This is a genomic window from Alkalihalophilus sp. As8PL (assembly GCF_040939795.1).
Taxonomy (GTDB): Bacteria; Bacillota; Bacilli; order Bacillales; family Bacillaceae_D; genus Alkalihalophilus; species Alkalihalophilus lindianensis.
Genome location: NZ_CP162551.1, coordinates 2950173 through 2962392 on the forward strand (window position 1 = coordinate 2950173; position 12220 = coordinate 2962392).

Here is a 12220-nt window from a genome sequence, read left to right on the forward strand (position 1 = left end):
CCTCCTCTTAATTCAGAACTGATTCATTTATTATCACATAATATAAGAATAAACCCAACCAAAGTGCAAAAGAGCCAATGCATCTTCTGCATTGGCTCTTTCATTATCGTGGCAATTACATCATCGTTGATGGAACAAGTGAAGTAGTAAATAACGAAGTTTGTTGTGACTTAGGGTTAAAGTAGGCAATTAATAATTCATGTTGATCTACGATTGCATCGTCTTCTGTGAAGGAATCAAGGGAGAATGGTAAGACCTCAATCATTGTGTGTTTGTGCAGGTCTTTTTCATTAAGTTGTAAAGAAGCGAAATCTTCATTTACTCTTTGCGGTTGATCTGCTAACTCACGTAAATAGGAGCTTTGTTGCTCTTTTGAAAGCGAGAAGCCCCACCATGTTTTGCGTGGTTTATGTTTATGATTTTTGAAGTAATCAACCATCATTAAACCTCTAATGATTTGAAGGTTTTGTGTATCTCTAGCTTCTAAAAATGCATAAAGTCTTGTAAAGAGATCTTCAAGTTGATGACCAATTCTTGACCAACCTTTTGACTCCCAATAGTCTCCAAACTCTTGGAAGAAATCAAAAGGAGAAGCAAATTCTTTATCCACTAAATAGTTAATCGTCATATCCATCCGATGATCATTCCAGTATTTTTCTAAAACATCCTCAACTCGTTTGATTCGAACAATATCTGAGAATGGTAAAATGTTATTACTGAGAATCTCATACGGAGCATGATTCATATATACATATTGATGATCTTCTGCTCGTAAACGCAAACCAGTTCCGCGAAGCATTTTTAAAAATCCGAGCTGAAGTTCTTCAGCCCTAAGTGCAAATACATCATTAAATGTATTTCGGAATGAATGGTAATCTTCTTCAGGAAGACCTGCAATTAAATCTAAGTGTTGGTCAATCTTCCCACCCTCTTTTACCATTGTGACAGTACGGGTGAGCTTTTGGAAGTTTTGACGACGCTGAACTAATTCATTTGTTGCATCATTTGTTGATTGGACACCAATTTCAAAGCGGAAAATTCCTTTTGGTGCATGTTCATTAAGAAATTCAAGGACTTCAGGACGCATAATGTCAGCAGTAATTTCAAATTGGAATACACATCCTTGATGGTTATCAATCAAAAATTGGAAGATCTCAAGTGCGTAATCTCTTTTAATATTGAATGTCCGGTCGACAAATTTAATTAGTTTCGTACCGTTTTCAATAAGAAACAGAAGGTCACTTTTAACACGATCGATATCAACATAGCGTACCCCTACTTCAATAGATGACAAGCAAAATTGACAACTATATGGGCAACCTCTGCTCGTTTCAAAATACGTTACTCGTTTGGTGAGCCCGGCTAGATCCTCATCGAAACGATAAGGGGTAGGAATATCATCTAATTTCAATTTAGGACGAGGAGCGTTTATAATAACTTCCTCTCCTTTACGGTAAGCTAAGCCAAATACCATATGGAATTTAGAGGTAGTACTTAATTCTTCAAGTAATTGTTTAAACGTTTCTTCCCCTTCTCCGACTACGATGAAGTCAGCATCAGCAGTCGTTTCAAGCCATTCTTTCGTGTCATAGGACACTTCAGGTCCACCTAAGACGATTTTGGTTTCAGGCATGACTTTTCTTAGCATTTCAATTACTTTTAATGTCTCTTCAATATTCCAAATATAGCAACTAAAGCCGATAACATTAGGCTTTCGTTCAAATAAATCGGAAACGATATTCATAATAGGGTCTTTGATCGTATATTCTACCATTTCTATAGGGAACTCTGGCTCTGCATAGGCCTTTAAACAGCGCAAAGCCAAACATGTGTGAATATATTTAGCGTTCAACGTCGTGACGACGGTTTTCATTGGTTTATCCCTCAATTCTCTGTTTTCCTTACGTAGTGTATGATACCATACGTTTAGGCAACATGAGAAATGTTCATACGAAATAATTACATTAAATGAGTCACCTTTTTTTATGAGAAAATTGTAAGGGGATACAATATGAATATTCGAAATTTCATCTCTTTCCTCCTATTCCTTTCAGTGATTACAATACCAATGATAGTTCACGCAAAAGAGCCGCTGAGAATTGCATACGACCCTAACTTGCCTCCCATTCATATGCAAGAGGAGGGTCAACATCAAGGTTTCTTAATTGATTTAATGGAGGAGTTAAATCGATATTTGGAAAAAGATTTGATCTATTACCCGATGACCCAAGAAGAAGCGTTCCTTGCGCTTGAAGAGGACAAAGTGGACATGGTATTATCTGCTTCTTTTCATGAACAACGAACAGCTACTATGGAGTATACAGATTCGGTCTTACATACTTCTGTTGGGCTAGTCGTTCGAAGCGATAATCATGAGATTGAAGGTATCTCTCAATTAACAAACGTAAAGACTGCTTTGCAAAAAGAAACAACGGAATATGAGTTCCTTCGTACTATTCGACGAATTCAATATCATGTTGCGAGTAACCAACGAACAGCGATGCAGCTTTTACTGATGGGACGCTCTGATGCATTTGTAGGGAATGTATTAACGGCTGATTATTTAATAGAAGAAACTCAAATGAATAATAATTTTCGAATTGTCGGTAATTACCTCTTACCAATTGATTATGCTATGGCTGTAGCTAGAGACCGTAATGAATTATTAGACGAATTAAATAGAGCGATTAGGACCGTTAAACAGGAAGGTATTTACGCAGATATTCATGAAAGGTGGTTTGGAAATGAAAATCTGTTAACAGAAAGACTGTGGCTAGCAGTTCAAATTACCGTAGGCCTTTTATTGGGTGTTCTTGCGATTACGTTTTTAGCTATTAGGTGGAATCGACGTTTGCAAGCAGAGGTAGAGAAGAAAACACATGTATTAAAAGAATTAAATGAAACGTTACAAGAGCAAATTACTCAAACGAAAAACAGCGACGAATACCAAAGGCAGATTCTAGATAGTTCACCTCGGGGCATTGTGACGGTAAATGAAGATGGATTAATCACATCAGTCAATACAAAAGCTCTCCTTATAGCAGGTGAAAAAGACGATCTTCTAACAAAACCTTATCAAGACGTTTTGTTATTAACGCAACTTCTTGAGTCGCACTTTGATCAAGTCTTCCAAGAGAAAAAGTCAATTTTAGGAAAAGAAACAATATGGAAGCGTTCAGATAATAGAGAATATGATCTACGTTATTATGTCTATCCACTCTTTAATATTAAGCATCAATTAATCGGGCTCATCGTGACGTTTGAAGATATTACAGAAGAGAGGAAAATGCGTCTTCAAGTGTTTGAACAAGAAAAAAATCAGGCATTAAGTCGGGTTGTAGCAGGAATCGCTCATGAAATTCGTAATCCTCTTACATCCATCAAAACATTTGCTGAATTAATACCGAAAAAGTTCCATAATGAACGTTTCCAACGTGAGATTTCTACCTATGTTCCAAAAGAAATTGATCGAGTTAGCCAACTTATTGAAGGTTTGATTGATTATGCTAGACCGAGACAACAGGAAAAAGAATCGGTTCACCTAACAGAACTTGTCCAAGATTGTGCCATCTTATTTGAGAGGACACTGCTTAATAAAGGAATCGTATTAACGTTAGATCTCATCAATGATGTATTCATTTACGCTAACCCCAATCAAGTGAAACAAGTCATTATCAATTTAATGATTAATGGAATTGATGCCATTGAGGAAGTATTAGAACATAGAAGTGGCGAACTTGTTTTACGATTATCGAAAAGGGAAACAATGGTTGTCCTAGTAATAGAAGATAATGGGATTGGTATGACGGATAAGCAACAGGAAAAGATATTAGAGCCATTTTATACAACGAAAGCTAAGGGGACAGGACTTGGTTTAGCGATTACTCATCAATATGTACAAGATAATGAGGGGCGGTTGTTGATCGATAGTAAAATAGATAGTGGGACAAAGATGATACTACAATTTAGGAGCGAAAATCATGAAGAAAATCTTAATCATTGATGATGAGGCTTCCATTTGTTCTTCATTAACGTTTGCCTTAGAAGATGACTACTATGTTGAGGCAACGACTGATCCAAGTGAAGGTCAAAAGTTAGTTAAATCCACAAGCCCTGATTTGGTTTTATTAGATCTGAAGATAGGGGCAGTGGATGGTTTAGATGTATTGAAAAGTTTAAAAGAAGAACATCCCGAACTTCTAGTTATTATGATTACCGCATATGGCACGATCTCTTCATCGGTAAAAGCCCTTCAAGTAGGAGCTTACTCCTATTTAACGAAACCAATTAATATGGATGAATTAGAGTCAGTCATTAAACAAGCTCTACATTTTAAATATTTACATGATCAAGTGGAGCATTTAAGTCAAGAACTTGAGAAGAAGTATAGTTACGAGGAATTGATTGGTCAAAGTGAATCAATGCAGCGTGTGTATCGCTTGATTGATAAAGTGAAAGACGTTGATTCGAATGTCTTAATTATGGGAGAGAGTGGAACAGGGAAAGAGTTGGTAGCACGTGCCATTCACTATTCTGGCAAGAGAAAACAACAGCATCTAGAAACGGTCAACTGCGCTGCAATCCCTGAGCACCTTTTAGAAAGTGAACTGTTTGGATATGAAAAGGGAGCATTTACAGGGGCTGTTTCCTCAAAAGATGGTAAGTTTCAATTAGCGAACGGAGGAACCATTTTTCTAGATGAAATTGGGGACATGCCTCTTGCACTACAAGCGAAACTTTTACGGGTCCTACAACGTAAGGAAGTAACGAAGCTCGGTTCTAATGTAACGCAATCGTTAAATGTACGAGTTATTGCTGCTACAAATAAAGATTTAGAAGAAGCGGTTAGACAAGGAGAGTTTAGGGAAGATCTTTACTTTCGGCTTCATGTTATTCCAATTTTATTACCTCCTCTACGGGAGAGAATTGACGATTTGAAGCTATTGGTATCGCATTTAATCAAATTATTTAATAATGAAATGAATAGTCAGATCACTGGCATCTCAAAGGAAGCCTATCAAATTTTATCTTCTTATTCTTATCCTGGTAACATTCGTGAACTCGCTAACATCTTAGAATCAGCCATGGTTTTTGCCAATGAAACAACGATAGAAGTAGAAGATTTGCCGATTCATTTAAGGTCGAAGAAGACAATCATACGATCAGAGGAAAATGATCTTTCATCTTTCGTTGGTCTATCTTTAAAAGAGCTGGAAAGGCAGTTCATTCTAGAAACTCTTGATTATAACGAAGGTCATCGAAAGAGAACTGCAGAAATGTTAGAGATTAGCGAAAGAAGTCTACGAGATAAATTAAAGCTATACGCGTCTACTTAAATTAATTAAACCGGCAAAAAATGCAACACCGGCATTTTTTGCCGGTGTTTTTTTGTGTTTGAGTTGCAAGAAATACTGTAAGCGCTAACAAACTGGCTATTTTAAAAATTGGCACACTACTTGCATAGTAAATAAGTGTACAAAAAACATTTGGGGGGATTATGATGAAAAAATTTATTGCAAGTTTATCCATGGTATCTTTACTAGTGCTTGCGGCATGTGGTGGAGACGATGCGAATACAGAAAATGACACAGCAGGTGATAATGCAGATGCTGGTGAGCAAACTGAAGGTGCAGATTTAAGTGACTTATTCGTAACAGTAGCAACTGGTGGAACTTCTGGGGTGTATTATCCTATCGGGGGCGCGATTTCAACGATTCTCGAATCAGAATTAGGAATTGATTCTTCAGTACAAGCAACAGGGGCATCAGTGGAGAACGTTAACTTAATTGATACTGGCCGTGCAGAACTTGCGATTACAATGGCAGATTCAGTTCTTCAAGCATATGAAGGAAGTGGAGAATTTGAAGGGAAAGACCCTATCGAATCGATGGCTGGTCTAGCAGCACTTTATCCTAACTTCGTTCAAGTTGTAACAACAGAAGATACAGGAATTGAAAGTGTGGAAGACTTAAAAGGAAAAAGTGTAGGGGTTGGTGCTCCGAATTCTGGTGTTGAATTAAATGCTCGTATGGTATTAGAAGCCCATGGAATGAGCTATGACGACATTAACGAAGATTATCTTTCTTATAGTGAAGCGATTGACCAAATTAAAAACGGCATGATTGATGCAGCATTCGTAACAAGTGGTGTACCAAACGCAACAGTTATTGATCTAGACACTACTCATAATGCGAAGATCATTCCTATTGAAGGTGAAGCAATGGATTACCTAGAAGAAAATTATCCATTCTTCTCTGCAGAGGCAATTCCTGCAGGTTCATATGATAATGAAGAAGATATTCCAACGGCTGCTATCACAAACTTATTAATTATTTCAAGTGAAATTTCAGAAGATGCAGCTTATGAAATCACAAAAACACTATTTGAGAACATTGATAAGATTCAAGGCTCTCATAATGCGGCTCAAGAAATTACATTAGATACTGTAGATGTAGGTATGCCAATTCCTTTCCACCCAGGAGCAGAACGTTATTTGAAAGAAGTAGGGGCGATTGAGTAATAAATAGTACATGTTATTAGTCTAAGCGCCAAGCTCTTAAAGCGTGGCGCTTGGACAATTTGTAAGGTGGATGGTTTATGAATAGAATAATCGCGCTGACACTTATTCTTTTTTTTTCCTTAGTAGCTTGTACACATACAAGTTATACAGGGCATGTGCAAATTCAACGAACAGAAGAAGTGGTTCACTCTATTCCTGATATAAATGTCGGGGACCGATGGACGATCAAATGGATTCACTCTGTTGAGAAGACTCCTTGGGAAGAAACGTATGAAGTGAGTGAAGATGGTTCCCTTCAATTAGTGGAAACAGTTTTTTATTCATTTGGTGCAGGAGTACCTCATGAAAAAGGAAGTATGACAATAGAAGAGGGGAAAATTGTCAGTCGAGACATTGATCAAGAAATAGAGGCCTTTCGATGGATTCACTCACATAACGCAGAATTTACGATCTATTTAAATGATGAAATCCTGTTCCAAACAGAAGATTTGCCTCATCATGAACCATTAGAATTAATCATTGAAAAGAGGTGATGGAGATGGAAAAGCAACAAAATCCACAACCAGAAGAGTTAACAAAAGAGCAAGTTGAGTTATTAGAGAAATATGATGCGGAATCGAGATTTCGTTCATTTAAAAGTAAAATAGTTGCTATTATAGTTTCCCTTTTAGCTATTTCATTATCTGTATATCATATGTACACATCATATTTTGGGACGCCTGTAACTTTACAGCATCGTTCATTACATGTGGCGGCTATCCTAGCATTAGTCTTTCTGCTTTATCCACCATTTAAAAAGGCAAACCGTACAAAATTACCTTGGTATGATCTCCTATTTGCATTAATGGCATTTTCAACAACGGTCTATATCTTTGTCGATTATGTCGGTATTGTCAATCGCGGTGGTTTACCAAATCAGCTTGATCTATTGTTTGGCGGAATTCTTGTTGTTCTTGTACTAGAAGCAGCTCGACGTGTAACAGGTTGGGGTTTACCTGTGCTTGCCATTTTATTCTTTCTCTATGGTTTGTTTGGAAGAGAGCTTTCAGGAATTTTCCGTCATCGAGGGTATACATGGGATGAACTAGTTAACTTCATGTATGTCACGACTGAAGGAATCTATGGAACGGCCATTGGAGTTTCAGCTACGTATATTTTCTTATTTATTTTGTTTGGTGCCTTCCTCTCTAAGTCTGGAATGGGGCAATTCTTTAACGACATGGCACTAGCGATTGCAGGTCAAACTAGAGGGGGGCCTGCAAAAGTAGCGGTAATAGCAAGTGGATTTTTAGGAAGCATAAACGGTGCTGCAGTGGCTAACGTCGTAACGACTGGTTCATTTACGATTCCATTGATGAAAAAAATTGGTTATCATCGTAACTTTGCTGGAGCAGTAGAAGCTGCGGCATCGGTTGGGGGACAGATCTTACCACCGATCATGGGGGCTGCGGCTTTTATTATGGCAGAGATGTTAGGTGTTCCTTATAGTCAGATTGCTCTAGCAGCGCTTCTACCAGCATTATTGTTCTATTTAGGAATTATTGTACAAATTCATCTTCGTGCAACAAAAGAAGGCTTAAAAGGAATCTCAAAAGAAAACCTACCACAAGTGATGGAAGTATTAAAAGAAAGAGGGCATTTGTTAATTCCTTTATTCTTTCTTTTATACATGTTGTTCTTTAGTGGACGTACGATTATCTATTCTGCATTCTTAACGATTTTGGTTACAATCGTTGTAGCTATGATTAGAAGAACAACTCGCATGAGTATGAAAGATATCGTGGATGCTCTTGAATCCGGTGCAAGAACAGCTGTTGGTGTTGCGGTTGCCTGTGCAACGGTTGGAATTGTTGTAGGGGTAGCGACGATGACTGGGTTTGGCTTAAAGCTTGCAAATGGAATTGTAACTCTTGGTGGAGATAGTCTACTTTTAACTCTTATTTTTACAATGATTGCTTGTATTGTATTAGGAATGGGGCTGCCAAGTATTCCGACTTATATTATCACAGCAACAATGGCCGCTCCTGCCTTAATCTCATATGGCATAGAACCGTTAGTTGCTCATCTATTTGTATTCTACTTTGGTTTATTTGCAAATATCACACCACCGGTTGCGCTTGCTGCCTTTGCAGCGGCAGGGATATCCGGAGGGGATCAGATGAGGACCGGCTTTATCTCAATGAAACTAGCAATTGCCGGCTTTATCGTTCCGTTTATGTTTGTTTATAACGATGCACTCCTTCTTATTAACACCACATTTGTAGAAGGAGCGGCTGTAACGATTACGGCGATAGCTGGAGTCGTAATGCTCGGAACAGCAGCTGAAGGATACTTATTTAGCACAATTCATTGGGTGTTGCGCGCGATCTTATTCGGAGGAGCGATTCTTTTTATGAACCCGAATATGGTTCAAGACATCATTGGTCTTGCGATCATTTTAGTGGTTGTTGTATGGCAATGGAGAAAAGCAAAGAACTCTACGGTCACGGATACAAATATTGCACAATAAGGTGAAAGCAAGGAGGGTCTAGTATGGATATAGGTTTAAAAGGAAAATCTGTTATTGTTTTAGCTTCTAGTAAAGGGTTAGGGAGGGCTTGTGCTGAGTTATATGTGAAAGAAGGCGCACAGGTGCTTCTTTCGAGTCGAAATGAAGTAGAACTTGAAAACACAGTTGCTGAGATTGAAGAAGCTACAGGTGTAAGGCCTCCATATATCACTTGCAATATTTGTAACCCAGATGATATAAAAAGACTAATTGAAACGGCCACGGCTCTACACGGTGGAATTGATGTACTCATTAATAACGCTGGAGGTCCGCCAGCTGGAGGATTTGATGCTTTTGAAGATGCTGATTGGCAAGGGGCATTCGAGCTTAATTTACTAAGTTTTATTAGAGCCATCCGTGCCGTTTTACCATCGATGCGTGAAAGAGGGGCAGGTCGTATTGTCAATATTGCCTCGTCTTCGATCAAAGAACCCGTAGAAGGATTGATTTTATCCAATACATTCCGCACGGCTATCGTCGGCCTTTCTAAAAGTCTGGCAAAAGAGTTAGGTGGGGAGAATATCTTAATCAATACAGTTGGACCTGGCCGCATAGCAACTGACCGGGTAGAAGCTTTGGATCATATTCGCGCCGCTAAACTTGGGTTAGAATATGAGGAAGCGAAAGACCAATTGACCGCTGCCATTCCATTAGGTAGATATGGGACACCTGATGAATTTGCCAGAACCATTGTCTTCTTAGGGTCATATGCGAATACGTATGTGACAGGACAATCAATGGTTGTTGACGGTGGAGCAACAAAAGCATACTAATAAGGATTAAAGAAGGCTTGAGGACATTCCTCAAGCCTTCTTTTTATTAAGGGACTATCACGGTGGTAGGTAGCATTAAGGTCCATACTTGTTCCTCGATTTTGTGGCGTCTTATCGTTAAATCAAATGGTTCTTCTATGGCTTGGGTAAATTCGAATACCCCTTGTAATTGATTTATTTCTTCATTGTAAGTTGTCGTTGTAAAAGTTGGATGGATTCGTTCATTGTTGATTAATAATGCGACATTCACACCTTTTAAGTTATGTACATCAGAAGCTGTTAATAAAAGCTGGTGTCCTTCCACATCAATTGAAGAAATTCGAAAGTCATTCTTCTCTATTTGCTTGGTATCATGCGATAAGCCTTCAAATGTAATATTTTGCTCATAATAAAGCGGCTTTACATAAAACGGAATGTTTAGAAGATACTCACCCTGCTTGAGTGTTTCGTTAAAGAATTGTCTTATTAATACCTGATTAAATTCAAGAAGAGTGCCTTCTTTTGTATGGCTCAGACTCTCTATAGATGTGGCTTCATGCATAAGGTCAGGAGAGCTAGAGATAAAGCGATCCATTGTATACGAAAAGTCGTCCCACACATCATAGGAAGGATGAAGGGAAGTTACTAAAACATCAACATAGAAGCCGGAAGAATCGCTAGGATCATTTGCTTTAATATCAATTAATTCTATTTTAATATGGCTGTTTTGATCATGAGCAGTTGAAAGGGCTATTTGATCGTCATCTGGAGCAGTTAATTGACAACTTGTTAAATAAAAAACGCTTAAAAAAAGAAAAAGATACCCCTTCATTCATGTTCACCTCGCTGTTATTCTACTATTTTAGCATGGAAAACTTTAGCTGCTCAAAAGAAAATAAATCATTTTTGAAAAATTAGAGCTTTAAAAGATTAGGGTAAATCGGTATAATGAAATAAATATTTCATATTAAATTAAAATGAATTATATATTTCTTGAAGAGGAGTGAGTGAAAACAATGATTACTGATACGATGGATGGTGACCAACTGTATAAAAATCAAACAAGGCACTCTCAACTATTTATGGAAAAAGCGTCAACTGTTATGCCAGGTGGAGTAACAGCAAATATTAAGTATTTCCAACCTAATCCTATTGTGATGCAAAAAGCTAATGGGGCTTATTTGTATGATGTCGATGGGAATGAATATATCGATTATTTACTTTCCTATGGTGCTCTTATGCTTGGTCATGGGAACAAAACGATTAAGGGAGCCATCTTTGAACAGATGAATAATGATGGAACACTATTATTTGGAACGCCACACAGACACGAAATTGAAATGGCTCACCGTATTCAATCGCTCTATCCAAGTATGAAGAAGCTACGTTATACAAACTCAGGTACAGAAGCAACGTTACTTGCTCTACGTTTGGCTAAAGCCTATACTCAAAAAGATGGGTTAGCTAAATTTGAAGGGCATTATCATGGGGGATATGACGAGGTATTAGTCAGTGTCAATCCATCCTTAAACCAAGCAGGACCTAGAGAAGAGCCACACTCTGTTCTAGAGTCTAAAGGTATGGCTTCAAGCCATACGCAGACGACGGTCATTCTTCCTTTTAATGATTTAGAAAACTGTGAAAAAATATTACGTAAAAAACAAAAGGACATTGGCGCTCTCATCATTGAACCGCTGCAAGGTGGGTTTATTCGAGCTGAACAGCCATTTATTGAGGGGTTACGTAAGCTAACAAAAGAATTAGGCATCGTTTTTATATTTGATGAGGTGAAAACAGGGTTTAGAGTTGCCTTAGGGGGCGCACAGGAACTATATGGAATTGAACCTGATCTTACTACATTAGGAAAAGTGATAGGGGGAGGGTTTCCTGTGGGGATTGTTGGTGGTCTTGATGACATTATGGATCTGAGTGCTCCACGTCAATCAGCAGATGTGTTTGATCCTAGTCAAAGTCAAAAGTCCGATGCAGCCGATGTTTTGTTTCATAGTGGTACCTACAATGGGCACCCAACAATATTAGCAGCAGGCTTAGCTACGATAGATGTGCTAACAAAAGAGAGTAGTAACGTTTTTAAATTGACAAAGGAATTAAAAGAACAACTGTCTCATCTTTTTAAAACTAAATCAATACCAATGAAAGCTGTTGGTGAAGGATCCATTTTCAATATTGTACTAACAAACAAAAAAAAGATACTGGATTATCGAGAACTACAATCAAGTGATCTATACATGCGTAGAAAAATTGACCTTAGATTAATGATAGAAGGAATTTATACGAAGCCTCTAAATCGTTATAGTTTATCAACAGCTCATACAGAAATAGAGGTTGAGAAAACGATTGCTGCATTTGAACGAGTGCTAGATGGCCTTTAAAAAGGAG

At 38.0% G+C, this 12220-nt stretch carries 9 protein-coding genes; 7 read left to right on the plus strand and 2 right to left on the minus strand.

What is annotated here, in order from left to right:
• Window positions 1-115: 115 nt before the first annotated feature.
• Entirely contained in the window at window positions 116-1873 is a 1758-nt protein-coding gene (locus tag AB3N04_RS16295; RefSeq protein WP_368503715.1) for a B12-binding domain-containing radical SAM protein, read from the minus strand.
• 138 nt (window positions 1874-2011) lie between these two features.
• Between AB3N04_RS16295 and AB3N04_RS16300 the strand changes: the two genes are divergently transcribed.
• From AB3N04_RS16300 to AB3N04_RS16325, 6 genes are all read left to right on the plus strand, one after another.
• The gene (locus AB3N04_RS16300; RefSeq protein ID WP_368503716.1) at window positions 2012-4003 is read left to right on the plus strand and encodes a transporter substrate-binding domain-containing protein; all 1992 of its coding nucleotides are present in this window, start codon (window positions 2012-2014) and stop codon (window positions 4001-4003) included.
• A complete protein-coding gene (locus tag AB3N04_RS16305) occupies window positions 3981-5336 on the plus strand; it encodes a sigma-54-dependent transcriptional regulator (protein ID WP_368503717.1) in 1356 nt (451 codons plus the stop codon). The genes AB3N04_RS16300 and AB3N04_RS16305 overlap by 23 nt, the downstream gene beginning before the upstream one ends.
• Window positions 5337-5500: 164 nt before the next feature.
• Window positions 5501-6520: a TAXI family TRAP transporter solute-binding subunit gene (locus tag AB3N04_RS16310; protein WP_368506076.1), complete on the plus strand. Its 1020-nt coding sequence runs from the start codon at window positions 5501-5503 to the stop codon at window positions 6518-6520.
• Between the two features lie 77 nt (window positions 6521-6597).
• Window positions 6598-7053, plus strand: a complete 456-nt coding sequence (locus AB3N04_RS16315; protein ID WP_368503718.1) for a DUF1850 domain-containing protein — start codon at window positions 6598-6600, stop codon at window positions 7051-7053.
• 5 nt (window positions 7054-7058) lie between these two features.
• Entirely contained in the window at window positions 7059-9029 is a 1971-nt protein-coding gene (locus AB3N04_RS16320; protein WP_368503719.1) for a TRAP transporter permease, read from the plus strand.
• Window positions 9030-9052: 23 nt separating this feature from the next.
• Window positions 9053-9841, plus strand: a complete 789-nt coding sequence (locus tag AB3N04_RS16325; RefSeq protein ID WP_368503720.1) for an SDR family oxidoreductase — start codon at window positions 9053-9055, stop codon at window positions 9839-9841.
• 46 nt (window positions 9842-9887) lie between these two features.
• Here AB3N04_RS16325 and AB3N04_RS16330 read toward each other — a convergent pair whose 3' ends face one another.
• Window positions 9888-10652 carry a hypothetical protein gene (locus tag AB3N04_RS16330; RefSeq protein WP_368503721.1) on the minus strand — a complete coding sequence of 255 codons (765 nt, stop codon included), beginning with the start codon at window positions 10650-10652 and terminating at the stop codon, window positions 9888-9890.
• A 184-nt stretch (window positions 10653-10836) separates the two neighbouring features.
• Here AB3N04_RS16330 and AB3N04_RS16335 point away from each other — a divergent pair, with 184 nt between their 5' ends.
• Window positions 10837-12213 (plus strand): aspartate aminotransferase family protein, encoded by a 1377-nt coding sequence (locus AB3N04_RS16335; RefSeq protein ID WP_368506077.1) that lies wholly within the window; start codon window positions 10837-10839, stop codon window positions 12211-12213.
• The last annotated feature ends 7 nt before the right edge of the window (window positions 12214-12220 follow it).